Here is a 25,369-nt window from a genome sequence, read left to right as displayed (position 1 = left end):
TTTAATCAATGGGGATTTTTTCCTATACCGACTTATGGTTCAACTATACGAATCAGATCTTTACTGGACTCAAATAGCGAAAAAAAAAGACCGCCATATTTCGGCAGTCTTAATCGATAAATTCAAATTGATATTCAAGAATTTTTACAATATCTCCGTCTGTTGCACCACGTGCACGAAGGGCTTCATCAATACCCATTCCACGCATTTGACGAGCAAATCGGCGTACAGATTCATCACGTGAGAAGTCTGTCATCTTGAATGTTTTCTCAATGTCATAACCAGAAATAACAAATGTACCATCACTTTCGCGTGTAATTTCAAAATTAGATTCAGATTCAAATTTGTACATTACACTTGCTTCAGATTCTTCTACATCATCGTACATTGGGAATTCTGGTGTTGTTTCTAATAAGTTCGCTACTTCAAATAGTAAGTCACGAACACCTTGTTTCGTTACAGCTGAGATTGGGAAAATTTTCACTTCGTCTCCCAATTTCTCTTTAAATGCTTGTAAGTTTTCTTCTGCATCTGGCATATCCATTTTGTTTGCAACAACAACTTGTGGACGCTCAGTTAAACGCATATTGTATTCTTTTAGTTCATTATTGATTGTGACATAATCTTCATATGGCTCACGTCCTTCTAAACCAGACATATCGATAACGTGCACAATTACACGTGTACGTTCGATATGACGTAAGAATTGGTGTCCAAGTCCAACGCCGGAGTGTGCGCCTTCAATTAGTCCAGGAAGGTCAGCCATAACGAAGCTGCGGTTATCACCAGTTTCAACAACACCAAGATTCGGAACGATTGTTGTAAAGTGATATTCTGCAATTTTCGGACGCGCTGATGATACAACAGATAATAATGTAGATTTACCTACACTTGGGAATCCAACAAGTCCAACATCTGCTAGCACTTTAAGTTCTAGCGTGACATCACGTTCTTGACCTGGTTCCCCGTTCTCAGCGATTTCTGGCGCTGGGTTCGTCGCTGTTGCGAAACGTGAGTTACCACGGCCACCACGGCCACCTCTTGCGATTACAGCTGTTTGTTCATGCGTTACTAAATCGGCAAGAATTTCACCTGTTTTTTCATCTTTCACTATTGTTCCTGGTGGAACCTTTACGATTAAATCTTCAGATTTACGACCGTGCTGACCTTTACTCATTCCGTGCTGACCGCGATCAGCTTTGAAATGACGTTGGTAGCGGAAGTCCATTAATGTACGTAAGCCTTCCTCAACAACAAAAACAACATCTGCACCTTTACCACCGTCGCCACCTGCTGGGCCACCTTTAGGTACATACTTCTCACGACGATACGCAACCATTCCGTTACCACCGTCGCCGCCTTTTACATATATCTTGACCTGATCTACAAACATTATTTCACCACACTTTTTTCGATTAGTTGTAATATAACTGAGACTTCTTCGTCTCGTACTGTATAAGAAATGGAATACCATTTATTGTTTTGGTTCGCAAGCCACGTTTGTAGTTCTTCTACATTCGTTAGCTTTCCACGAAAATCAAAAAAGAAACGAGCATTCTCCGCGTCACATTCAATTGTGATACAAACATAATTTTCAACATATACGTCTAAACTATGCTGAAGCATCGAGAAAAACTGATTCGTCCATGTACATACAGTCTCATCTAGATGAGATAAGTTATGTAATTTCCCTAACACTTCGTACTCCAATAAGCACGGTTGCTGTTTCCAATTATATGTTAAAATCCACTCTGAAAATAAAGGCATTGATAGCCCTATCAGATTGGATTCTTGTCTAGCTTCTTGGACAAAACGATCGATGAGCCCATGAATCTCTTCCACTTTTCCAAGGGAAAGATTTCCTTTAACCATCTGCAAACGATTGAGCCAATCATGTCTTGAATGGCGCAATGCATCTATAATTGTCCATTTTTCATTCATTTAGATACCCCTTAATATAGAAAAACTCTAACCTGCACTCAGGTTAGAGTTTTCCGTGAGTTCTTATGCTTCTTGAGCAACAGGATATACGCTCACTTGTTTGCGGTCACGACCAAGACGCTCAAAGCGTACTACGCCGTCAACTTTCGCGAATAAAGTGTCATCGCCACCACGACCAACGTTAACACCTGGATAAATTTTTGTACCGCGTTGACGGTAAAGAATTGAACCACCTGAAACCGTTTGACCATCTGCGCGTTTAGCACCAAGACGTTTTGACTGAGAGTCACGACCGTTCTTTGTACTACCTACACCTTTCTTAGATGCGAAAAACTGAAGATCTAATCTTAACATACGTTACACCTCCTGCACTTTTTCTATTAAACGGATATACTTTCCGTAATCAAGTTCAATCGTCTTAAGTGAAACAACCAATCCTTCTAAAAGTATTTGTGCTTTTTCTGCTGTATGAACGTCTAAATCATTAGGCAATTCATACGTCAAGAATCCGCCATCACTTCCGAGTTCAATAGTTGCCTGCACATTACAAAGTTCTTCCACTGCATTTATAGAACCAAACACAACCGCTGTAGTTCCAGCACAGACAAGATCTTGTCCATGTGGCGCATAATTGGCATGTCCAGTCATTTTAAATGATTGGATACTTCCTAGTTTCGTGCGACTTATCGTAATTTTAATCATCTTAACCAGAATTAAGCGTTGATAGCTTCAACTACTAGCTTAGTGTAAGGTTGACGATGACCTTGTTTCTTACGATTGTTCTTTTTCGCTTTGTATTTGAAAACGATGATTTTCTTAGCGCGACCTTGTTTTTCAACTTTCGCAGTAACTGTTGCACCTTCTACAACTGGGCTACCAACTTTCACGTTTTCGCCACCAACGAAAAGAACTTTGTCAAAAGTAACAGTTTCACCAGCTTCAACATCTAATTTTTCAATGTAGATTGCTTGACCAGCTTCAACTTTAATTTGTTTTCCACCTGTTTCGATAATTGCGTACATACTTGCACCTCCTCTTAATTACTAAGACTCGCCAAAAACGAGGTAGACATAAAATGTCTTTAGGGAACCTGTCTTGTGCGGTTGTAGCATATAGCAGTTTAGGTGCTATAAACTATAACATAAAAATATTACCATGACTCATTGACTATTGTCAATGAATGTTCTGCTAACTATTTTTTCCGTTCTACAATTTCTTTCTTACTTCCAAAACGGATAATAGCGTACTTTTCGATAATATCATCTTTGAAATAAATTTCAAATGGAATATTTTTTTGTAATTCTTTTTGTGAAAAATGTTTTTGCAAAATTTTTGGTGCAGCGATTAATACTGCTTCATCTTCTATATTGCCATATGTAATTAACTCTCTCTCTAGCTCATATGCAATTGTTTCATAAGACATAACATACCCGGTCGCTTTACAAGGTACACATTCTTCTAATAATACGTCACGTAACGAATGTTTCTTACGTTTTCGCGTCATCTCTAAAATACCTAACTCTGTAAACCCAAGCACTCTTGTATATGTGCGATCATCTTGCATAGCAGCTATGAGGCGTTCTCTTACCTTCTCTTTATCTTCCCGTCTTTTCATATTAATAAAATCAATTAATATCATCCCGCCAATATCACGAAGTCTTAATTGACGAGCAATCTCTTCCGCAGCCATTTCATTTGTGCGAAATACGGTATCTTGTAAATTTTGTTTTCCAGTAAATTTACCTGTATTCACATCAATTACAGTCATCGTCTCCATTTGTTCTACAATTAGATAGGCACCATTTGGTAGCCACACAATTTTTTGAAGTGCTTTCTCGATTTCACGATCTATTCCAAAATGGTTAAACATCGAAGATTTTTCATTATAAAAGGATACTCTTTCTTTCCCTACTTTTTCTTCTAATTCTTTTACTATACTTCTCGTATCTACAACTATTTTTTCAATTGTTTCAATTGGGTTCTCCTGAAATACACGATCTAAAAACGTCGCTGGTTGATGAAGTAGTAAGGGCGCCTTCCCTTGATCTTCTTTTCTTTTTAACTCTTCATATAATTGCTGCAACCCTTGCATTTCAGCTTGTATTTCATCGATCGTTCCTTTTTCAGAAGCAGAACGGAAAATGTATCCACCCGTTCCTTCTACTTCAATTCCCAGTAACTGTTGTCTTCTTGTATTATTTTTTATTTTCCGAGAAACAGCGCGCATATCATCATACGGCATGTAAACGACATATTTTCCGGTAAATTCTATCTTCGCCGTTAATTTTGGCCCCTTCGTATCAATTGCCTCTTTCACAACTTGTACAAGTATTGCCTGCCCTTCATATATGCGATATGAAGATGGTACATCATCAAACGAAAGATATGCATGTTTCTCTAATCCGATATTTACAAAGGCTGCGTTCATTCCAGCAATTGTTCTTACAATACGCCCAACATAAATATGTCCGACAATCTCCTGCTCTTCATTCCGTTTCCATAAAAGCTCTACAATTTTTTGTTTCTCTTCTATCGCAACACGCTTTTCCGAACCAGTGTAGTTAATATATAACGTCTTCAAAATTCTTTCCTCACTTTTCATTTCTTTTCCTTACAATATAAAAGGTTAGTGTCGTCGTCAACACTAACCAATTAATTCTTCAACAGATGAGGTTGTTCGTTTTTCAGCAAAATACGCATACAACAATTCATTTTCGTCCAATGTGTAATGCTCTTTATATTTTCCATGGACGATAATAGAGTGTTTATATCCTCTGCGAAATTTTGTGAAAATCGTATATAAATGATCTTCCGTTTTCACCTCAATAGGTGCTATTTTTTCAATATCTCTTTTATTCCCATAATAACGCTCTAATAAAAAACGCATAAATGCGTACCGTCTTTGTTTCCATTCTTGATATAAAGAAATCGCTAGAAAAACGAGTAATACCCACATCATAATGTTATTACTATTCCAAAGTAACTGCCACCCTAATATTACACTAAAAAAAACACATGACAATTTCATCATCTTTTCATGTGCTTGTAAATAGGGAAAACGATATGATAATACATTAAATAATACTTTTCCGCCATCAAGTGGCCAAATAGGCAATAGATTAAACCCTAAAATAATGACATTATTCCATACAAAGAAATGGTACAAATCATCAGTTACCCAGCCCGCTTGATACAAAATGTAAGCGGCCGCAATCATCCATATATGCTGAATTGGCCCCGCCATAATGACAATTAATTCTTCTTTTAACGATTTATTCCCATGCTCTTCCATCTCAACTACGCCACCAAACGGCAAAAGCTGAATTTGTTTAATACGCCATTTATAATACGCTGCGGCAAAAGCATGCCCAAGTTCATGAATGAGAACGATACAAAATAACAATAGTAACTCTTTAAAACGCGCCGTAAAAATACCAATGACAATAATAACCCAAAACAACGGATGCACGGAAATTTTCGTGAAAACATCCCTATATTTAATCAAATGAAATCACCTGAATTGGATCAATAAATTTTTCATTCTTTTTTATTGCAAAATAAAATTTGCCATTTTTATTATTTTCATCATTACTCACTATTCCAATTTTTTGTTTCTTTGAAACGTAATCATATAATTTTACTGACATATCATTTAAATTTGCATACCATGACTCCGTGCCATCAGCGTGCTGAATTTGAACTGTATTTCCAAGTTCCTCTTTCTTGCCCGCAAAAACAACTAGCCCTTCATTCACTGACTCAACTGTTGCATTTGTAGCTGTTTGGACAAATACACCTTGACCATTTTTTTGAAAGCCTTGCATCACCTTTCCAGAGGCAGGAATTGCATAATCTTTTTGCTGAATCGTTCCTTCCTTTCTTTCATTAGGCGAATAGAATACGAGAGGTTTTCCAAACTGCTTTTCGTACCATTTCGCTACAGTGGCAAACTGAAACTCCTCTTTCATCACTTTTTCTGTAACAGCTTTAGCACCATCGAAAGAAGAAGGAGCATTCTTATATAAAATAGCAACAGAAAGAACTAATATTGCTGATAGCAAAACTTTGAAGAGAAAAACTTCTTTTCGAAATAGAGGATGAATTTCCTTCTCCCCCTCTTCAATAAAGACCGTTTCGCTATCAAAATTTCCTCCCTCAAAATACCGCTCTTCTTCTAGCAATTCTTGCTCTGCTTTCCTTTTCGCAATCCGCTTTTTAATTTCTTCCACTCTTCTATTCTTCATACTGTCTCCTTTCTTTCGTTAGCCTTATTTAACATAGAAACAGTTATATACAGTTTGTACATATGTATGAGTTATAGAAGGAAGATATTCATGCGAAGAAAAAAGAAAGCACTCCGCATTTATGCGAAGTGCTTTTAACGGATTCCAAAGAAATTTTTCATCTTTGTAAATACCGATACTTTTTCTTGTTCAAATGCTTGTAATGGTACATTCTCACCTAATAAGCGTCTTGCAATATTACGATAAGCTATTGCTGCTTTCCCACTAGGTTGCAGTGCTACAGGTTCACCTGTATTCGTAGCACGAATAACTTCATCATCATCCTCGACAACTCCAAGAAGCTCGATTGACAGTGTACGTACGATTTCATCAACATCTAACATATCCTGTTCATGAAGCATATGGCTACGCACACGGTTAATGACAAGTTTCGGTGGTTCAATATCCTCTTTCTCTAAAAGCCCGATAATACGATCCGCATCACGCATTGAGGATACTTCTGGTGTTGTTACAACGATTGCTTTATCCGCACCTGCTACTGCATTTTTAAATCCCTGCTCAATCCCCGCAGGACAATCAATTAATATGTAATCATAATCTTGACGTAATACTTGTATTAATTCATCCATTTGTTCAGGTGTTACCGCCGATTTATCGCTCGTTTGTGCTGCAGGTAATAAATAAAGATCATCAAAACGCTTATCTTTAATAAGAGCCTGAGGTAAACGACAACGCCCTTCAACGACATCAACAAGATCAAATACAATACGATTTTCTAGCCCCATTACTACGTCTAAATTGCGTAAACCGATATCTGTATCAATTAAACACACTTTTTTCCCAGATAACGCAAGGGCTGTACCAATGTTCGCAGACGTTGTAGTTTTACCTACTCCGCCTTTTCCAGATGTAATTACTATTGCCTCTCCCACAGCTATACAATTCCCCTTTCTAACTTTGTTAAATTAGGTCTAAGATGAGTGAGAAGTTGCAGGCGATCGACAACAATGTGATTGTTCTCATTAATGTACGCACATTCTGCCGCCTCTGCTCCGTCTTCTTTCTCTTCCGGAGCCCGCATTGTCACATCACTAATTCGGAGTTGCATAGGGTTCATACTAGATGCAGCAATAACAGCTTCTGAATCTCCATCATACCCCGCATGTGCAATTCCTCTTAATGATCCCAAGACAAAAATATTCCCCCCAGCGATAACCGTTCCGCCTGGATTAACATCTCCAATTAATAATAAATTGCCTTTTACATGTAACACTTGTCCAGAGCGAACAATTTTGGAAATAGGGACAATTTCTGTTTCTTCTTTCCAAGCTATTGCTTCTGCTTTTGTTATAACATCACTTTCGATTGATTCTACAACAAGGTTCTTCTTATTGCGAATTAACGTACGAATCTCTTCTTGTTGTACTTCTGTTAAATAGCGATTTCCTACTTTAACACGCACTTCAATTAAAGAACGTCCGTCACTCTCATAGTAATGTGTAGAAAGCTTTTCATCCAATTCTTTTAGTAGCTCAGAGAATGAACAGCAATCATCTAAATGAAGTGTTATTCCATCTTTTGTCCCTTTTATCGTTACATTTTGTTGCTTTTTTTCTTCCACTAAAGTTCACCCCACCGATTCAATTCGACATAAAATTAGAAAATCCTTTTTTCCTTTTCTTCTATCGCTTTTGAAAGACGCACTAAATATCGTCTCAGTGGGAAACAAACTATTAACAAGAAAATTCCATTTAGCAATAAAGTAGCAAGGAGACGATCTGTGAAAAAGACAGATGCTGACATGTGAGTACGTCCTAACAAAGTTAAAAACCCATACACATAATACTCTAATGCTGCAATGCCAGCCAGTACGATAGAAGCGACAATAAATAAATTCAATTGTAATACCTTCATCACACTATAAACTAAATAAGCTAAAATCGGATAAGCAAAAATATATATTCCGACCAGTTCTGTGTATACGGTATCAAATAAGAAACCAAATAATAGTCCGTAGTAAATCCCTTGAACCTGACTATAGTACACCGTAATAAAACATAACACAATTATAAAGAAATGCGGTGCTGCTATACTGCCTTTCCAAAAGACGTCTGTTGGAACAACAGTAGAGAACATATTTTCAAATAAAAAAACAAAAAGGAGCAAAAGAGGAAGAGCTGCTCTTTTTAAAATCGTCATCATCTCTTCTTCCCCTCCTATTCTAACGGCGCTGTAGGCGTAGCGCGTTTGGCAACCGTAATATGCTCTACGTCATTTAAATCAGCAGCAGGTTTTACATAAGCTGTTTTTGTTAAACCGTATGGATCTGGCTGAACATCAACGATTGTTCCGATCACAAGCCCTTTCGGGAAAATATCCCCAAGCCCAGACGTTACAACTAATTGATCTTTTGCTACTGGTGCATCAGAGCCAATCTTTGTGAAAAGAAGTAATTGTTTTTCTTTATCATAACCTTCAATCAATCCAAAGATTTTTTCTTGACCTTGTACAATAGCAGAAACACGGTTTGTTCGGCTCATAGAACTTAACAACTCTACTGATGATGTAAACTGCGATACACTTTTCACTCGTCCAACTAAACCTTGTGAAGTGATTACAGCCATATCTTTTTTAATTCCTTGCTGTGCCCCTTTATCAATTCCAATTAAATCGTACCATTTATCTGGATTACGAGAAACAACAGTAGCTGGAATTTCAGTATAATCGCTATTCAACTCTTTTTTACCAGTTAACTCTTGTAATTTCTTTTTATCATCTTCTAATTGCTTTACGTCACTTGATAACTTTGCATAGTTATCTAACTTTGCTTTTAATTCTTTATTCTCTTCATACGTGCGCTTTACATCTTCTACGTTCTCGAAGAATCCGGCAACATAATTCGCTGGCTTTTGGAATACACGTTCTACAACACCGACAGTATCTTTTATAAACTGCTCTGGCCATGATAAACTGTTCCGTTCTTTCAATGAGATTCCAATCAATGCCACGAGAAGAATAATACTAACTAACAAAACAATTAATCTTTTGTTTAAGAAAAACTGTGGCACGTTCACACCCTCTTAATTTCATTGATTTTTATTTTGCAATATTATCGAGCAGCAGTTTTGAAAAGGTCGATATTGTCTAATGCTTTACCCGTTCCAATTGCTACGCAATCTAATGGATCCTCTGCAACAAGAACTGGCATATTTGTTTCTTCACTAATCACTTTATCTAAGTTACGTAGTAATGCCCCACCACCTGTTAATACGATACCACGGTCCATAATATCCGCTGCTAATTCAGGTGGAGTTTTTTCTAACGTATTTTTAACTGATTCTACAATTGCATCTACTGTATCTTTTAATGCATCTGCAATTTCTTCTGGTTGAATTAGTACTGTTTTTGGTAAACCACTTACTAAATCACGACCGCGAATTTCCATAGGCTCGATACCTTCTGGCTCGCCTGCAGAACCGATTTCTAATTTTAGTGCTTCTGCTGTTCTTTCACCGATCATTAAGTTATAGCTCTTCTTAATGTACTGAATGATTGAATCGTCCATATCATCACCAGCAACACGAACTGATTGACTTGTTACAATACCACCTAAAGAAATAATTGCAACTTCTGTTGTACCACCACCGATATCAACAACCATACTACCAGTCGGCTCCCAAACAGGTAAGTTTGCACCAATTGCTGCCGCAAATGGCTCTTCGATTGGATAAGCATCACGAGCACCAGCTTGACGAGTCGCATCGATTACCGCACGTCTTTCTACAGCTGTAATACCAGATGGTACACATACCATTACGTATGGTTTACGTGAGAAGAATCCATTTGATTTTTGAGCTTGTTGAATGTAGTATTTCATCATTATTGCTGTTGTTTCATAATCAGCAATTACACCATCCTTCATAGGGCGAAGTGCCACTACGTTTCCTGGTGTACGACCAATCATTTGTTTTGCATCGCTACCTACCGCAACGATTTGTTTCGTATCAGTTTGTAATGCTACTACTGAAGGTTCACGTAAAACTACACCTTTTCCTTTCACATATACAAGCGTGTTCGCTGTTCCTAAGTCAATTCCAAGATCGCGAGTAAATCCACCAAATCCAAACATATCATTTATCTTCCCTTCTTATTTTCACGGACTCATTTTTCTTACTTTATATTTATAAAAACAGTACGTTTTTTTATATCTGTATCCTTCTTGTAGATAATTTTCTACAAAAAACTCATAAATCACATTATAAAACAAAATAGGTAAAAAGAATAGTCTTAAATATGACCTTTTTCCTTTAAACTCACGAATTTATGGTCACCTATTATGATATGATCAAGCACTTCAATTCCAATAATCCGACCACATTCTACTAGTCGTTTTGTAACTTCAATATCTTCACGGCTCGGCGCCGGATCTCCTGAGGGATGGTTATGAAGACATATAATAGAGGCTGCTGCCCGACGGAACGCTTCTTTAAAAACTTCCCTTGGGTGCACAATCGACGTATTTAAACTTCCAATAAAAATAGTTTGCCTATGTATAACTTGATTTTTCGTATTCAAATATAAACAAACAAAATGCTCCTGTTGCAAAAAACGCATCTCTTCCATCATATAACTCGCACAATCTTCTGGACTTCGAATACTATATCTATTTTGATATTCTAAACGTACCATTCTTCTACCTAATTCAAAAGCAGCCATAAGCTGCGACGCCTTTGCAATCCCAACACCATGAATGCTCATCATCTCTTCTAACGTTGCATCCTTTAACATTCGTAAGCCGTCAAAATGATGTAGAATATTATCTGATAACGTTAACACCGTTTCTTCTTTAGAACCCGTTCTGAGTAAAACTGCAAGAAGTTCTCGATTCGATAAACTTCCTGCTCCTTCTAACAATAAACGCTCCCGTGGCTGTTCTTCTCTCACAACATCACGAATACCGTTCATCTCTCCACCCCTTTTTTTACGATTTCTCCTAAAGAAAACCCCATGCAATTTTACGCATGGGTTACATCGCTATCAAACTGTTTTAATTCACGGACAAGACGCGCAATTGGCAAGCCAACTACACTGTAGTAGTCCCCTTGAATATGTTGAACAAAAATAGACCCTTTACCTTGAATTCCATAGCTTCCTGCTTTATCAAGTGGTTCCTTCGATGCAACGTATACGTCTATTTCCTCTTCTGTTAATTCCCAAAATGTTACTTCTGTACGTTCATAAAAAGTTACCGTTTTTTCTTTCAATATAATTGCAACACCTGTGTATACTTCGTGTGTTTTCCCCGATAATAATCGTAACATTTCTTTCGCCTCAGCCTCATTAGACGGCTTTCCAAGAATACGTGAATCATATGTAACAATTGTATCTGCACCTAATACAACGTGATCACTATGATTTTCTGCCACAGCAGATGCTTTTTGCAAAGCAAGCGACATAACAATATCAGAAGGTGATAAATATGCACCAATCGTCTCTTCTACTTCACTAACAACGATTTCAAATGGCACATCAGCTAATTCAAGCAGTTCCTTCCTCCTAGGTGATCCTGAAGCTAAAATAATTTTCCTCATATTTTCTCCTTCCCTTCTCGCATGAAGCAGAATAATTCAAATCAATCGTATCAAAGGAATAGTTTCCCCACAAATTCTAGAAATATCATTTTCTCTAAACAAAATAATAGTTCTTTTTAAATACGATTATATTCTGCCCATACAGAAAGCACTTTGCTCTAAATTCAAAAGAAAGAAGTATATGTACTTCTTTCTCCTTCATCTTATTATCTTATTATTTTACTTTTTGTGAAACCATTTTTTCGTACGAAAGTAATCCATCAATAATAACTTGATTTAATTTAGCTACAGATTCCTTATCGCCCTTCCCTTCCTTAATCGTTTGCACCGCTATTGACGTATACGTATAAAGCTTCTTCGCATCTTCACGCTTCATACTCTTCGCTTCCTTTTCAATAGCTTTCCACTCTTTTTCAATCGCCTCTATATCTTTTGGATTACTTTTTCCACTAGTTTGTACGCTGGACACATATTTTGTTAAATGAGTATATAATGGCTGCACTTTCGCTAAAAACATTCCTACTTCTTTATCATTTTTGAGCAATGCTTTATCTGTAATATCCCAATTTTTTTTCAAAACTGAAACACCATCTTGCTTATACTGATCTATTAATTGATTAACAGCCTGTTCATCGCTCGTAATACCAACAACTAACGCATACTTATCACCACTCGGTTTCAAAGCAGCCACGCCTCCATTGCCTTTCCACTCTTCAAGAGCGGCCTGTCCCTTTTCTTCGGAAGAATAAATCCCTCCTTGAACAAAAAATAATTTCATCGGGTCTAATGACGTTCCTACCTGCGCTTTTTGTTTTTCCTCTTTTGGTGCCGGTGTTTGCTCTGCCGTTCCACCCACCTTTGATTCTTCATTCCCCGTCTGCTTCGAAGCTGTTACTTCGCTTCCCCCTGTCGTTCCTTGTCCATTAAGTAAATGCAGCATTCCCATTCCAAACGCCGTACCAATAACAATTGCAGTTGCAACGATTGCAATTATTGTATTACTCCACTTCTTTCGTTTTTTTTCCTTAGACACTAATTTCGCTTTTTGAAACGGAACAACGTTTTTTAGTCTTTCACTTTCTACTACCATCCAGTCAAACTCATCCTTCTTTTTTTCCTCATACTTCGCTTCTGTTCCATTTACTTTCACTGAGATCGTTCGTGATTGCTTGTCCATACACTCACACCTCACCTCTTATCGTTGTCCGCATCATATCATATTCACTTCGCAAAAAAACGAGATATTTGTCAGAGAAATTCGCCAAATAACCCTATATATTTATCTTATATGTATGCATTTGACTTCATTTGTAGAACAAAAAACTAGATAGCAAAGACTATCTAGTTTTTCTCGCGAATATATTTTCGAACTTCAGAAATGAAATAAAGAGAACCTGTTATGATAAAGACATCATTTTCTCCAATCATACCAACTTTTGTATCAATTGCCTCTTTCCAATCTTCAAAAACTAATTTTGACTCTGGTTGTGAATACGATGCAAGCTTGTCAGCAGAAATGGCACGATCAAAGGCAAACGTCGTAAATATTATTTCATCAGCAACTTTTTCTAATTGCCCTACCATGTTATGTAACTGTTTGTCACCAAGAGCAGTAAATAAAACTATTACATTCTTCTTTTTATAATGTGCCTCTACTGTTTTTACAAGACTTTCAATACCTTCTGGATTATGAGCACCATCTATTATAATATCTGGATTACTTTGTAACTTTTCAAATCGACCAATCCAGTAGGCTTCTTGTAAGCCAGCTTTCATTTCCTCTTCATTAATTAAAAATGATAAATATGTTTTTAAATACATGACTGCCATAAGCGCTAGCGCTGCATTGCCTGCTTGATGAATACCTTTCATTGAAATCCGAACATTTTCAAACGAGGCAAATGGACAAGCAAAATCAAAATGTTCTCCATCTTCATTAGAATGTTTATGTAGTGTTGTAAACTGTTTTCCAAATTCATATAAGCTTGCATGATTTTCCTTAGCAACCTTTTGAATTACTTGTAATGCTTCTTCATTTTTCACACCAGTAATAACTGGAACACCAGACTTAATAATTCCTGCCTTTTCATATGCAATTTCTCCTAGTGTATTGCCTAAAATATGCATATGATCGTGACCAATATTCGTAATAATCGTGAGAACCGGATGAATAACATTTGTAGAATCAAATCTTCCCCCAAGCCCCGTTTCAAATAAAACAACATCACAGAAATTAACTTTACCGAAATAACAAATTGCCATTACTGTAATGATTTCAAACTCAGTCGCTTCTCCTAATTCCGTCTCATCTAATTTTTCAATGACTGGCTTTACCATATTTACAAGTTCCGCAATCTCTTCATCTGCAATCGGTATTCCGTTTACACTAATACGTTCATTGAATGTTTCTATGTAAGGCGATGTAAACGTTCCTACTTTATATTTCGCGCCTTCTAACATGTAGCGCATATATGTTAAAGTTGAACCTTTTCCATTTGTGCCGGCAAGATGAACACATTTTATATGACGCTCTGGATTTCCGAGTTCTTCTAACATCCATTGCATTCTTTCTAGTCCTGGTTTTATCCCAAATTTCAATCGGCTATGAATCCAGTTTATCGCTTCTTCGTATGTATGTATCACGTTTGCTATTCCCCTTTCAAAAGACAAACTTCTTAATTCTATTATACGCAAAGAAAAGAGACTCACCAATATAGTGAGTCTCTGAAAAACATTTTTATTTTTCAAGATCAGCTAGACGTTGACGAACCGCTTCGCGTTTTTCTAGGTAATCTTGCTCTTTCGCACGCTCTCCGTCAATAACTTCTGCAGGAGCTTTCGCTACGAATCCTTGGTTTGAAAGTTTCTTCTGTACACGTTCTACTTCTTTACCGAACTTCTCAAGTTCTTTTTCAAGACGCGCTTTCTCTTCATCAAGATTGATAAGATCGGCTAACGGTAAGAATAACTCTGCACCTGATACGATTGCAGTCATCGCTTTTTCTGGTGCTTGTAAATCAATCTTAATTGTTAGTTCACTTGGGTTACAGAAACGCTCAATGTAAGAGCTGTTTTTCGTAAGCTGCTCTAGTACTGCCTCGTCTTTTGCTTTAATTTGCATTTGAACTTTTTTGCTCATTGGCGTATTTACTTCCGCACGGATGTTACGAACAGAGCGAATGATATCAACTAGAAGGTGCATTTCTGCTGCCGCTTCTTTATCTTGTAAATCTTCGCGAACTGTTGGCCATGCTGCTACTGTAATAGACTCGCCTTCATGCGGTAAATGCTGCCAAATTTTCTCTGTTACAAATGGCATGAATGGATGTAATAGACGCATTGTTTGGTCTAATACGTAAGCTAAAATAGAACGAGTTGTTTTCTTAGCTGCTTCATCTTCACCGTATAGTGGAAGTTTTGCCATTTCAATGTACCAGTCACAGAAATCATCCCAAATGAAGTTGTATAATGAACGACCAGCTTCACCGAACTCATATTTATCCATGTTACGTGTTACACTTTCGATTGTTTCGTTTAAGCGAGTTAAAATCCACTTATCTGCAACTGATTTTTCACCAGTTAAATCGATTTCTTCATACTTCATGTCATCCATGTTCATTAATACGAAACGTGATGCGTTCCAAATTTTATTAATGAAGTTCCAAGTAGATTCTACTTTTTCCATGCTGAAACGTAAATCTTGACCTGGTGCACTTCCTGTTGATAAGAAGTAACGCATTGCATCTGCACCGTACTTCTCGATAACATCCATTGGGTCGATACCGTTACCAAGAGATTTACTCATTTTACGTCCTTGCTCATCACGAACTAAACCGTGAATTAATACATCTTTAAATGGACGCTCTCCTGTAAACTCTAAACCTTGGAAAATCATACGAGATACCCAGAAGAAGATAATGTCATAACCAGTTACTAAAGCATCTGTTGAATAGAACTTTTTAAAGTCTGCTGCATCTTCATTCGGCCAGCCAAGTGTTGAGAATGGCCATAGTGCTGAACTAAACCATGTATCAAGTACGTCGTTATCTTGATTCCAGTTTTCAATATCCGCTGGCGCTTCCGTGCCTACGTATACTTCACCAGTTTCTCTATGATACCAAGCTGGAATACGGTGTCCCCACCATAATTGACGAGAAATACACCAGTCATGAATGTTTTCCATCCAGCGTAAGTATGTGTTTTCAAAACGCTCTGGTACGAACGTTACTTTTTCTTCTTCTTTTTGTTGAAGTTCAACCGCTTTTTCTGCAAGTGGAGCCATTTTTACGAACCATTGTGTTGATAAGTAAGGCTCAACAATTGCACCGCTACGCTCACTATGACCTACTGAGTGCATATGAGGCTCAATTTCTACTAATACGCCAGCTTCTTGTAAGTCTTTCACTAACTCTTTACGGCATTCGAAACGATCCATACCGTTGTACTTACCAGCTTTTTCGTTCATCGTTCCATCTTCGTTCATTACTAAAATACGTGGTAAGTCATGACGGTTACCTACTTCAAAGTCATTCGGGTCATGAGCTGGTGTGATTTTTACAACGCCTGTTCCGAAGTCTTTTTCTACGTATTCATCAGCAATAATCGGAATCTCACGGCCTACGATTGGAAGTGTAACTGTTTTTCCGATTAAATGTTTGTAACGATCATCTTCTGGATGAACTGCTACTGCTGTATCACCAAGCATTGTTTCTGGACGAGTAGTTGCAAGGCGAATGTGCCCAGAACCGTCTGTTAACGGATAGTTCATATGGTAGAATGCACCTTGAACTTCTTTATGAATTACTTCAATATCAGAAAGAGCTGTGCGTGTTGCTGGATCCCAGTTGATGATATACTCACCGCGGTAAATTAAGCCTTTTTCATATAATTGAACGAATACTTTATTAACAGCGTTAGATAAGCCTTCGTCTAATGTGAAGCGTTCACGAGAATAGTCTAGTCCTAAACCAACTTTCCCCCATTGTTGACGAATGTGAGAAGCGTATTCTTCTTTCCATTCCCAAGCTTTTTCAAGGAATTTCTCACGGCCAAGATCGTAACGTGAAATACCTTCTTCACGAAGTTTCCCTTCTACTTTCGCTTGCGTTGCGATACCAGCATGGTCCATTCCTGGAAGCCATAATACATCATAACCTTGCATACGCTTTGTACGAGTTAAAATATCTTGAAGTGTCGTATCCCAAGCATGACCTAAGTGTAACTTACCAGTTACGTTCGGAGGTGGAATTACAATTGTATATGGTTGTTTCTTCTCATCTCCTGTTGCTTCGAAATATTTGCCTTCAAGCCACCACTTGTAAAGGCCTTCTTCAACGGACATATGATCATATTTAGTTGGTAAATTTTTTTCCGTGTTTGACATTATTTTCCCTCCTTAAAATAAAAAATGCCCCTCATCCAAAAAAGGACGAGGGACATCGCGGTACCACCTTTATTTACAAACAAATTCAGAATTTGCTTATACTCTTAATTTGATAACGGACAAATCCGTCTTTTCCTAATAAGAATCATTCCGTTCAGAAAAGATGCTCCAGGGCTACCTTCTAACATAACTATCTAGAGAACCTCCCAGCCAATGGTTCCCCTCTCTGAAGACGTTTCATGTTATACTCTTCCCCTTCAATGCATTTATGTGATTGTTAATTATTATATACAATAGTGTAAAAAACGAAACCTTATTCGTCAAGATAAATTTGAAACTACGGCTTTTATCTCTTTATGGAACTAATAAAAAAAGATAAGCAGGGTAATCTGTACCCTTTGTAAAGGACATTTTTAAAAAAGTTAGGCAACATCAAGAAGATGATTTCTGTATCCAACAGGAGTCATCTTTTTTAAATTCCATTGATATCTATAGTGATTATAGTACGTCATATATTTCTTAATCTCTTGTTTCAACTCAGTAAAAGACTCGCAAGGTTTTATATGTGCTTCATCTTTCAGATGACCAAAAAATGATTCTTGTGGAGCGTTATCCCAACAGTTCCCTCTTCTTGACATAGATTGTCCGAGCTTTAGCTTTTTGACTAATTTTTGGTAGGTAGGGCTTGTGTAGTGGGCTCCTTGATCTGAATGAATATATGCACCTTCAGTCAATCGAATCCTCTTATTCCGTTTTAGTTTATGAAGAGTTGTTGTTACGAGGTCTAATGTCATCTGTTCTGAAACATGGTAAGCTAAAATTTCATTGGTTGAGCCATCTAAAATTGTAGATAAATAAGCTCTTTTATTCTTACCGTAAACTAAATAAGTGATATCTGTAAGAAGCGTTTTTCCTGGGGTGTTTTGTTTAAATTCTCGATTTAATTGATTCGGCACTACTCGATGTTCTTTTGAAGCTTTCAGCATTCTTTTATAAGGATTTGCTTTCCGAATCGGACAGATAATCTCATATTTTTTCATGATTCTACGGATACGCTTTAAATTGTAGACAACTTGAAAATGACCCACCAATGTCATTTTTATTTGACGAGCCCCTTTCTTTCGATTTCTAAATCGAAGTGCTTTTAATATGATTTTTTTCACGATTTCATCTTGATTGTTCTTTTGTTTCCGTTGTTCTTGAGATGAAATGGAAAAATAATTATAGTATCCGAACGGGATACACCAGCTACTTTACACAAATAACTCACCATATTTCTTAAGTTATATTTTATGATGACAGAACGAATCAGGATATATTTCTGACTAGGTGATAACGTTATTTCCTTCTCATCCTCCCTTCCATAAGTTTGATCTTTTTTAACAATTCATTTTCTGCCTTTAGTAAGTTCCGTTCGGCTTCTAAACGAGCATACTTCTCTTCTAACGTAAGCTCTCTCTCAAGAGTTCTTCCCGCGTTTTGGGTGCGTGTATCTCGCAAACCAAATACACCATTTTTTCTGTAAGCAGCACGCCACCTACTTCCTGATGACATAATTCGTTTCATTCCAATCATATCTATATCAAAACCACATTCTTCAAAAATATTTCGAGGTAGTTTTCCTTTCTCATTTTCCTCAATAAAAATACGCTTAAATTCATCTGTATAAGTGATACCTTTCTGACTTACAGATTTTATGTAGGGGTTATTTGATAGAATTTGAATGTCTCTTTCTGTAAATAGCTTTTTTGTCATTTTGAACTTTCTCCGATCCCAATTTTCTCTCATTATACAAGAAATACCCTATAGAATAGACTTTTTTTCAGTGTCTATTCTATAGGGTACATTTTAGGGTTCTCCCTACTTATCTTTTTTATCCCGCTATTTGCCGGACAGTAAGACCCCCACCTCAAAATTCGGCTTGAGCAAAGAAGTTAGGTGGAAGCCCCGCTGTCCGTAAGCGCCCGATTGGTGAAGGCTAATAATCAGTGGGGGATGAACAAACCCCCCACTGATTAAAGTTTCACTTTATCCGTTCCCTTGCTGGGCAGCTTGTAATTGCGAAAGGAAATATTCTGTATTGCTAATGAGCCAATGCGATTGCTGCAGGCTTTTCACCCCGCGAAGCTCATTTTCTTCATTACGACTCTTTCTTCTTTTCGTATACGACTGAATTTGCCGAATAAAATGCGACGGGTACGTCATATACGCAAACATAAGAATCTGCTCCTCTTTCGTAAATGGAAAATTTTTTTGATACATTTGATACCATTCAAAGCGGTCACTCCGCGCAATTGGATATGTGTTTAAAGACCTTGAATAAAAGCTGACGATATCCTGTACCGGTGTAGCAAACTGAGACTTTTCTAAACTAATAAAATAACCGTTTCGTTCATAATCAAATAAAAAGTGATTAAGCGATACATTTCCATGAACGAAAGTAGTACGTGTCGTTTCCTTTTCTTTCATTGCATCATGCCATTCACTTAATTGTTTCGTTGCGAACTCACGTGCTCTCATAACATGGTGATAATACGTACAATATTGTAATTCAAATGGCGACATATACCACTTCGCTTCAGATTCTACAAGAAACTCTTCTAATATCTCACCATCATTTTCCCAACGTTCGGATATATTTGTATAATGTTTTTCTAAATCTTCTTCTGTATAAGTTTCCTCTTTCACCGTTTTTTGATGCAACGTCCCGAGAGTTTGAAACATCTTATGGTATTGATCATTATCTTCTCCGTTTCCTTCCGCACGTTCTAACCAAGGCATTAAATAATAGCTATACGTCCCATCACTTAAAACATAATTCCCGTCCGTCGCATGATAGATAGGTACATAATTCGAAAAACCTTTCTCCTTCAAATATTGAATATGGTGCAAAAAATTATTCCGCTCTAACTTTCTATCTTGTATTTTCTTTAACGCATACGGACCTTGATTCGTATAAATTTTCATTACACTTCCGTGCTCTTCCATATGCTGAGTGTCCAATCTATATTGCCTCACAATGGGTTCATAGCGATTTCGTAATTCAATATCCATACGAATAACCCTTTCTTATTCAAAACATAGCTTCTAGGAAAAGAAAAGAGGTGAGTGAAAAAACTCACTCACTTATTTCGCTGTTGCTTTTGAAACAGGAATATATATAATTTGCCCTGTAGTTAAATATATATCTTCTGATTGATTTACACGATATAAGCTTTGTACAGTCGTTTCATAACGTTCTGCAACCGATTCAATTGTGTCTCCTTCTTGTACGAAGTACATTCTTAACTTCGTAAATTCTTCTTCTGGTTCTTTCGTAAATAATTTCGTTAAATAAAGTGCATTTTCATCTCGCTGTGAATATGCTTCTTCCTCTGGCTCTTCCTGCTTTTTTGCTTTTTCTTTCTTGAAATTTTTCCGCCCGAACAATTCAAATTGTGGCGTCGTTTCTTGCTCCTCTTCACGCTCCACAAGTTCCTGTTCTTCTAATTCCTCTTCTTCTATTTCTTGCTCTTTTCTTTCTTCTAACTGAAACGGTTCAAATGCATAATCTTCCCATCCATCTGATTCTTTATAGGCTGGTACCTCTTCGTGCGGCGCAGGTCTACTTTCATCTTCTTCAGCTGAATTAGCTTCCAACTCGGCATACGCCGTCTCTTCCTCTTCATCCTCGGTTCTTTCTTCGTCACATAAACCTGTAATAGATATATCCGCTAATAGTTGTAAGCAACCATTTTCCTTTAATTCATAATCAAATTCCTCGATTGATACATATAATTCTTCAATTACTTTCACTCGATTTCTTGGAATTGATATTTCGAGCGGAAAGGAATGGACAAGCTCATTAACCCCGTCTGCCCTTGTTTCTACATAATCAATTGCCTTTGCTGGTGATAGCTCTCTTAATGAATAAGCTGAATCATCTTGCCTTGCAACGTACTCTCCCGTTAAATCTAATTGCCCTCTCACGATAACTTCATGATCGAGCTCCTCTATCTCAACGTCTGGATCTAACGAAATTGACAAAAGTTCTTCGACTTCCTGTCCCTTCTGGAACCAAACAGATTCTTTTAATGAAAATCGTAATGAATGATCTGTTGCCACTTCTTTTCCCCCTCCCAAACTATAGGTCATTACAGATTTATGTTCCCTAAGGCTACTTTATGAATAAAAAAAATCGCTCCCCTAATGGAAAGCGATTTTCTCTAAGAAATTATGCTTTTAATTTTGACATTGCAATTTCGGCCGCCGCAATTGTCGCCTCAATATCTGCATCACTATGTGCTGTCGATAAGAATAAACCTTCAAATTGAGAAGGTGGTAAAAATACACCTTGTTCTACCATTTCACGATAGTAAGCTGCAAAGAATTCTAAGTTTGAAGATTTTGCTGTATCATAATTAATAACTTGCTCATCTGTAAAGAAAATACCAATCATAGAACCTGCACGATTAATGTGATGCGGGATATTATGCTTTTCAGCTGCCTTACGTAGTCCAGCCTCTAACATTTCTGCTTTACGCTCAAATTCCACATATGATTCTGGTGTTAACTGCACTAACGTTTCATAGCCTGCTGTCATTGCAAGTGGATTACCCGATAATGTTCCGGCTTGGTAAATCGGTCCGCTTGGTGCAACTTGACGCATAATCTCTGCCTTCCCACCGTATGCTCCTACCGGCAAGCCACCACCGATTACTTTACCTAAACAAGTTAAGTCAGGAGTTACGCCGTAGTAACCTTGTCCACAATTATAAGCAACACGGAATCCAGTCATTACTTCATCAAAAATAAGTAGTGCACCGTTTTGCTCTGTCACTTCACGAAGTCCTTCTAAAAATCCTGGTTGTGGAGGAACAACACCCATATTCCCTGCCACTGGTTCTACAATTATACAAGCAATGTCATCACCGAATTGTTCGAAAGCATATTTTACACTTTCTAAATCGTTGTACGCTACTGTAATCGTATTTTTCGCTACACCTTCTGGTACACCAGGGCTATCTGGTAAACCTAGCGTCGCCACACCAGAACCTGCTTTAATTAATAAAGAATCACCATGACCATGATAACAACCAATGAATTTCAAAATTTTGTTACGCCCTGTATAACCTCGAGCTAAACGTAGTGCACTCATTGTCGCTTCTGTTCCAGAGTTAACCATACGTACAATCTCAATTGATGGCACGCGCTCAATAACAAGCTGCGCTAATTTATTTTCAATTTCTGTTGGGGCACCAAAGCTTGTTCCTTTTTCAGCAACAGCTTTTAAAGCCTCAACAACACGGTCGTTCGCATGACCATGAATTAAAGGTCCCCACGATAATACGTAATCGATGTATTCATTCCCATCGATATCATATACTTTAGAGCCTTTTCCGCGCTCCATAAACAGCGGATTCATACCAACAGACTTAAAGGCACGAACAGGGCTATTTACGCCTCCAGGCATTAAATTTTGTGCCTCTTCAAACGCCGCAATCGACTTATCGAACTTTTTCATTATTTAGCGCCTCCTTCTTGTAACCATCTTGCTGCATCTTTTGCATGATACGTAATAATCAAGTCTGCTCCTGCGCGTTTCATGCTAATTAATTTCTCAAGTACAACTTCTTTTTCATTAATCCAACCATTTTGCGCTGCTGCTTTAATCATCGAATATTCACCACTTACGTTATAAGCAACGACTGGTAAGTTAAAGCTATTTTTCACATCACGAACGATATCTAAATAAGAAAGAGCTGGCTTTACAATTAAGAAGTCTGCCCCTTCCATTACATCTGATTCTGCTTCACGGAATGCTTCCATACGATTCGCTGGGTCCATTTGATATGTTTTACGGTCACCGAACTGCGGTGCACCATGTGCTGCATCACGGAACGGTCCGTAAAATGCTGATGAATATTTCACAGCGTACGACATAACTGGTACATGCGCGAAACCATTTTCATCTAATGCATGGCGAATTGCTGTTACGAATCCGTCCATCATATTTGATGGTGCAATAATGTCTGCGCCTGCTTTCGCTTGACTTACAGCTGTTTTTGCAAGAACTGCAAGAGACTCATCATTTAAAATAACGCCATCTTCTATAACACCGCAATGACCATGGCTTGTGAATTGACATAAACATGTATCTGCAACTACTACTAGCTCTGGGAACTCATCTTTAATTTGCTTAATTGCACGCTGTACAATTCCATGCTCACAATATGCCGATGATCCAACTTCGTCCTTTTCAGCAGGTAAACCAAATACAATAACAGAACGAATACCTAAATCAACGACCTCTTGCATTTCAGCTTGCAATAAGTCTAAAGACATTTGATATACGCCTGGCATAGAAGGAACTTCATTACGAGTATTTTCTCCTTCTAATACAAAAATAGGGTAAATAAAATCTTCTGTATGTAAAAATGTTTCACGCACAAGTGCACGCATGCCCCCGCTTTGTCTTAGACGACGATGACGATTAAATTGTAAAGAATTCATAGATTTCTATCCCCATTCTTTTATTTTATAGATTCACAAATGCATTGTAGTAATGCTTCTACAGTGTACTCTTTCGGCACAATAACATGTGGAAAATAAAGGAGCGCCTCTTTTTCCGTAATAGGCCCTATACAAGCAATTGTACATTTTTTCGTCCATTCTCTCCAGTTTGTACCCTCAAGTAAATGAACAAAACTATCAACAGTTGAAGGGCTCGTAAATGTAATAATATTTACTTCCCCTAATTTCAATGCTGTTATAAGTTCTTGTTTTTTCTCTACATTCACCTTCGTACCATATACGATTAGCTCATCTAGAAAAACACCAAATTCCCTAAGTTTAACCGGGATTATATCTCTTGCTAAATTCCCTTTCGGAAATAGAATGCACTCGTTTCCACTTAGTTTTCTTACAAACTCTTCTGCAAATACTTCTGCAACAAATGAAGTTGGAACAAAGTCCACTTGATAGCCCCTTTTTTCTAACTCTAATTTTGTTTTCACGCCTACCGCAGCAATTTTAATAGTTAATGGTATTTTCTTTTTCAAACCATCTAGAAAAAAAGCTACACCATTTTTACTCGTAAAAATAACCCAGTCATACAAATGTAGTTGCCTTGTTATACGTTGAATTTGCCTATGAGATGTGCCTTCCATACGCAAAAGCGGAATTTCCAATGGAATTCCGCTCCTTTCTTTCACTGCTACACTCATTTGTTTCGCTTGATGCTGGGCACGTGTAATCAATACTATTTTGCCAGCGAGAGCATCCATATTTATTGTTGCTCCTTATTTGCAGCAAGGATGAGCTCTTTTGCTCCTTGTTTAATTAAACGGTCCGCAGCCTCTAATCCAACTTGCTTCGGATCAGTGCCTACTACTATCTCTTTCAATAAAACAGAACCGTCCATAGAACCGACCAGCGCCGTTAATTCGATTGCATCATTTTCTTTAAGAGTTGCATATCCAGCGATTGGAACTTGGCATCCACCTTCAAGTTTATGAAGAAATACTCGTTCAGTAGCCACTGTTCTTTCTGTTACTGCATCATTAATATGTGCTAACAACTGAAGTAAATCCTTATCATCCTCACGACATTCAATCGCTAATGCGCCTTGTCCTACGGCTGGTACACATAACGTTTCGTCTAAATGTTCTGTAATAACTTCTCCGTCCCAGCCCATTCTCTGTAATCCAGCTGTCGCTAAAATAATTGCATCGTAATCTTCATCTTTTAACTTACGTAAGCGTGTATCGATATTCCCACGAATCCATTTCACTTGTAAATCTGGTCTCGCAGCTAGTAATTGTGCACTACGTCTCAAACTACTCGTCCCTAAGATCGCGCCTTCTGCTAAGTCTTTAAACGATTCTCCGTTTTTAGAAATAAAAGCATCACGAGGGTCAACGCGCTTTGGCGTACAACCAATCGTTAATCCATCTGGAAGTACAGCTGGCATATCTTTCATACTATGTACAGCCATATCAATTTCTTTCGTAAGCAACGCATGTTCAATTTCCTTTACAAATAAACCTTTTCCGCCTACTTTTGAAAGAGTAACATCTAAAATAACATCACCTTTTGTGACGATTTCTTTCACTTCAAATTCATATGGTAAACCAAGCGCTTTTAATTGATCGATAAACCAATTTGTTTGTGTTAATGCTAGTTTACTCTTTCGTGAACCTACAATAATTTTGCGCATAATTCTCTCTCCT

The 25,369-nt window shown here is 37.6% G+C and carries 24 protein-coding genes, 1 pseudogene and 2 other annotated features; all 25 genes and pseudogenes read right to left on the bottom strand.

The annotated features are described in order from the left end of the window. Positions 1-109: 109 nt before the first annotated feature. Positions 110-1,393 carry a GTPase ObgE gene (obgE, locus tag ACE38F_RS06780; RefSeq protein WP_002015378.1) on the bottom strand — a complete coding sequence of 428 codons (1,284 nt, stop codon included), beginning with the start codon at positions 1,391-1,393 and terminating at the stop codon, positions 110-112. Next, positions 1,393-1,941, bottom strand: coding sequence for a sporulation initiation phosphotransferase B (locus ACE38F_RS06775; RefSeq protein ID WP_215554294.1), 549 nt, complete (start codon positions 1,939-1,941; stop codon positions 1,393-1,395). Before ACE38F_RS06775 ends, obgE begins: the two co-directional genes overlap by 1 nt. Positions 1,942-2,004: 63 nt before the next feature. Then, positions 2,005-2,295 carry a 50S ribosomal protein L27 gene (gene rpmA / locus ACE38F_RS06770; RefSeq protein ID WP_002088814.1) on the bottom strand — a complete coding sequence of 97 codons (291 nt, stop codon included), beginning with the start codon at positions 2,293-2,295 and terminating at the stop codon, positions 2,005-2,007. A gap of 3 nt (positions 2,296-2,298) precedes the next feature. Continuing rightward, entirely contained in the window at positions 2,299-2,643 is a 345-nt protein-coding gene (locus ACE38F_RS06765) for a ribosomal-processing cysteine protease Prp (protein ID WP_002008596.1), read from the bottom strand. Positions 2,644-2,654: 11 nt separating this feature from the next. Further along, on the bottom strand, positions 2,655-2,963 hold the full coding sequence (rplU, locus tag ACE38F_RS06760; RefSeq protein WP_000270907.1) for a 50S ribosomal protein L21: 309 nt from the start codon (positions 2,961-2,963) through the stop codon (positions 2,655-2,657). Between the two features lie 14 nt (positions 2,964-2,977). Beyond that, positions 2,978-3,056 (bottom strand) — a sequence feature (ribosomal protein L21 leader region). A 77-nt stretch (positions 3,057-3,133) separates the two neighbouring features. Further along, positions 3,134-4,543, bottom strand: coding sequence for an Rne/Rng family ribonuclease (locus ACE38F_RS06755; RefSeq protein ID WP_375369620.1), 1,410 nt, complete (start codon positions 4,541-4,543; stop codon positions 3,134-3,136). Positions 4,544-4,585: 42 nt separating this feature from the next. Further along, complete coding sequence (locus ACE38F_RS06750) at positions 4,586-5,446, bottom strand: M50 family metallopeptidase (protein WP_375369621.1); 861 nt, start codon at positions 5,444-5,446, stop codon at positions 4,586-4,588. Then, positions 5,439-6,185, bottom strand: coding sequence for a stage IV sporulation protein SpoIVFA (gene spoIVFA, locus ACE38F_RS06745; protein WP_215554296.1), 747 nt, complete (start codon positions 6,183-6,185; stop codon positions 5,439-5,441). Before spoIVFA ends, ACE38F_RS06750 begins: the two co-directional genes overlap by 8 nt. A gap of 134 nt (positions 6,186-6,319) precedes the next feature. Continuing rightward, positions 6,320-7,117, bottom strand: a complete 798-nt coding sequence (gene minD, locus ACE38F_RS06740; protein WP_000503308.1) for a septum site-determining protein MinD — start codon at positions 7,115-7,117, stop codon at positions 6,320-6,322. 2 nt (positions 7,118-7,119) lie between these two features. Then, positions 7,120-7,806: a septum site-determining protein MinC gene (minC, locus tag ACE38F_RS06735; RefSeq protein WP_016096069.1), complete on the bottom strand. Its 687-nt coding sequence runs from the start codon at positions 7,804-7,806 to the stop codon at positions 7,120-7,122. A 35-nt stretch (positions 7,807-7,841) separates the two neighbouring features. Next, positions 7,842-8,387: a rod shape-determining protein MreD gene (mreD, locus tag ACE38F_RS06730; protein WP_341305774.1), complete on the bottom strand. Its 546-nt coding sequence runs from the start codon at positions 8,385-8,387 to the stop codon at positions 7,842-7,844. A gap of 14 nt (positions 8,388-8,401) precedes the next feature. Continuing rightward, positions 8,402-9,253 carry a rod shape-determining protein MreC gene (gene mreC, locus ACE38F_RS06725; RefSeq protein ID WP_070144995.1) on the bottom strand — a complete coding sequence of 284 codons (852 nt, stop codon included), beginning with the start codon at positions 9,251-9,253 and terminating at the stop codon, positions 8,402-8,404. A gap of 41 nt (positions 9,254-9,294) precedes the next feature. Then, positions 9,295-10,314, bottom strand: coding sequence for a cell shape-determining protein MreB (gene mreB / locus ACE38F_RS06720; RefSeq protein WP_002015369.1), 1,020 nt, complete (start codon positions 10,312-10,314; stop codon positions 9,295-9,297). Between the two features lie 158 nt (positions 10,315-10,472). Further along, positions 10,473-11,150 carry a DNA repair protein RadC gene (gene radC / locus ACE38F_RS06715; RefSeq protein ID WP_002015368.1) on the bottom strand — a complete coding sequence of 226 codons (678 nt, stop codon included), beginning with the start codon at positions 11,148-11,150 and terminating at the stop codon, positions 10,473-10,475. Positions 11,151-11,200: 50 nt separating this feature from the next. After that, a complete protein-coding gene (locus tag ACE38F_RS06710) occupies positions 11,201-11,776 on the bottom strand; it encodes a Maf family protein (RefSeq protein ID WP_002112047.1) in 576 nt (191 codons plus the stop codon). 214 nt (positions 11,777-11,990) lie between these two features. Next, positions 11,991-12,953 carry a stage II sporulation protein B gene (locus ACE38F_RS06705; RefSeq protein WP_341305708.1) on the bottom strand — a complete coding sequence of 321 codons (963 nt, stop codon included), beginning with the start codon at positions 12,951-12,953 and terminating at the stop codon, positions 11,991-11,993. Between the two features lie 164 nt (positions 12,954-13,117). Beyond that, positions 13,118-14,419 (bottom strand): bifunctional folylpolyglutamate synthase/dihydrofolate synthase, encoded by a 1,302-nt coding sequence (locus tag ACE38F_RS06700; protein WP_375369624.1) that lies wholly within the window; start codon positions 14,417-14,419, stop codon positions 13,118-13,120. Between the two features lie 94 nt (positions 14,420-14,513). Then, positions 14,514-17,159: a valine--tRNA ligase gene (locus tag ACE38F_RS06695; protein WP_375369625.1), complete on the bottom strand. Its 2,646-nt coding sequence runs from the start codon at positions 17,157-17,159 to the stop codon at positions 14,514-14,516. A 38-nt stretch (positions 17,160-17,197) separates the two neighbouring features. Then, positions 17,198-17,429, bottom strand: a binding site (T-box leader). Between the two features lie 152 nt (positions 17,430-17,581). After that, positions 17,582-18,914 (bottom strand): annotated as a pseudogene (locus tag ACE38F_RS06690) (IS3 family transposase). A 273-nt stretch (positions 18,915-19,187) separates the two neighbouring features. Further along, positions 19,188-20,213 (bottom strand): spore coat protein YsxE, encoded by a 1,026-nt coding sequence (gene ysxE, locus ACE38F_RS06685; RefSeq protein ID WP_002112053.1) that lies wholly within the window; start codon positions 20,211-20,213, stop codon positions 19,188-19,190. A gap of 72 nt (positions 20,214-20,285) precedes the next feature. Continuing rightward, positions 20,286-21,293 carry a stage VI sporulation protein D gene (gene spoVID / locus ACE38F_RS06680; protein WP_375369935.1) on the bottom strand — a complete coding sequence of 336 codons (1,008 nt, stop codon included), beginning with the start codon at positions 21,291-21,293 and terminating at the stop codon, positions 20,286-20,288. 79 nt (positions 21,294-21,372) lie between these two features. Then, positions 21,373-22,662 (bottom strand): glutamate-1-semialdehyde 2,1-aminomutase, encoded by a 1,290-nt coding sequence (gene hemL, locus ACE38F_RS06675; RefSeq protein ID WP_002112056.1) that lies wholly within the window; start codon positions 22,660-22,662, stop codon positions 21,373-21,375. Beyond that, positions 22,662-23,651 carry a porphobilinogen synthase gene (hemB, locus tag ACE38F_RS06670; RefSeq protein WP_002112058.1) on the bottom strand — a complete coding sequence of 330 codons (990 nt, stop codon included), beginning with the start codon at positions 23,649-23,651 and terminating at the stop codon, positions 22,662-22,664. The genes hemL and hemB overlap by 1 nt, the downstream gene beginning before the upstream one ends. Positions 23,652-23,671: 20 nt before the next feature. Beyond that, a complete protein-coding gene (gene hemD, locus ACE38F_RS06665) occupies positions 23,672-24,424 on the bottom strand; it encodes a uroporphyrinogen-III synthase (RefSeq protein ID WP_375369936.1) in 753 nt (250 codons plus the stop codon). 2 nt (positions 24,425-24,426) lie between these two features. Further along, a complete protein-coding gene (gene hemC, locus ACE38F_RS06660) occupies positions 24,427-25,356 on the bottom strand; it encodes a hydroxymethylbilane synthase (RefSeq protein WP_215554307.1) in 930 nt (309 codons plus the stop codon). Positions 25,357-25,369 lie beyond the last annotated feature (13 nt).

This window comes from Bacillus altaicus (assembly GCF_042136375.2).
GTDB lineage: Bacteria > Bacillota > Bacilli > Bacillales > Bacillaceae_G > Bacillus_A > Bacillus_A cereus_U.
The sequence above is the reverse complement of the archived record's forward strand: the minus strand, read 5'-3'. Positions and strand labels throughout refer to the sequence as shown.

Coding starts and splice junctions, on each gene's coding strand:
- obgE (WP_002015378.1), bottom strand. CDS start 1,393: ATGTTTGTAGATCAGGTCAAGATATATGTAAAAGGCGGCGACGGTGGT.
- ACE38F_RS06775 (WP_215554294.1), bottom strand. CDS start 1,941: ATGAATGAAAAATGGACAATTATAGATGCATTGCGCCATTCAAGACAT.
- rpmA (WP_002088814.1), bottom strand. CDS start 2,295: ATGTTAAGATTAGATCTTCAGTTTTTCGCATCTAAGAAAGGTGTAGGT.
- ACE38F_RS06765 (WP_002008596.1), bottom strand. CDS start 2,643: ATGATTAAAATTACGATAAGTCGCACGAAACTAGGAAGTATCCAATCA.
- rplU (WP_000270907.1), bottom strand. CDS start 2,963: ATGTACGCAATTATCGAAACAGGTGGAAAACAAATTAAAGTTGAAGCT.
- ACE38F_RS06755 (WP_375369620.1), bottom strand. CDS start 4,543: ATGAAAAGTGAGGAAAGAATTTTGAAGACGTTATATATTAACTACACT.
- spoIVFA (WP_215554296.1), bottom strand. CDS start 6,185: ATGAAGAATAGAAGAGTGGAAGAAATTAAAAAGCGGATTGCGAAAAGG.
- mreD (WP_341305774.1), bottom strand. CDS start 8,387: ATGATGACGATTTTAAAAAGAGCAGCTCTTCCTCTTTTGCTCCTTTTT.
- mreB (WP_002015369.1), bottom strand. CDS start 10,314: ATGTTTGGATTTGGTGGATTTACTCGCGATCTTGGAATTGACTTAGGA.
- radC (WP_002015368.1), bottom strand. CDS start 11,150: ATGAACGGTATTCGTGATGTTGTGAGAGAAGAACAGCCACGGGAGCGT.
- ACE38F_RS06710 (WP_002112047.1), bottom strand. CDS start 11,776: ATGAGGAAAATTATTTTAGCTTCAGGATCACCTAGGAGGAAGGAACTG.
- ACE38F_RS06705 (WP_341305708.1), bottom strand. CDS start 12,953: ATGGACAAGCAATCACGAACGATCTCAGTGAAAGTAAATGGAACAGAA.
- ACE38F_RS06695 (WP_375369625.1), bottom strand. CDS start 17,159: ATGTCAAACACGGAAAAAAATTTACCAACTAAATATGATCATATGTCC.
- ysxE (WP_002112053.1), bottom strand. CDS start 20,213: ATGGATATTGAATTACGAAATCGCTATGAACCCATTGTGAGGCAATAT.
- spoVID (WP_375369935.1), bottom strand. CDS start 21,293: ATGACCTATAGTTTGGGAGGGGGAAAAGAAGTGGCAACAGATCATTCA.
- hemL (WP_002112056.1), bottom strand. CDS start 22,662: ATGAAAAAGTTCGATAAGTCGATTGCGGCGTTTGAAGAGGCACAAAAT.
- hemB (WP_002112058.1), bottom strand. CDS start 23,651: ATGAATTCTTTACAATTTAATCGTCATCGTCGTCTAAGACAAAGCGGG.
- hemD (WP_375369936.1), bottom strand. CDS start 24,424: ATGGATGCTCTCGCTGGCAAAATAGTATTGATTACACGTGCCCAGCAT.
- hemC (WP_215554307.1), bottom strand. CDS start 25,356: ATGCGCAAAATTATTGTAGGTTCACGAAAGAGTAAACTAGCATTAACA.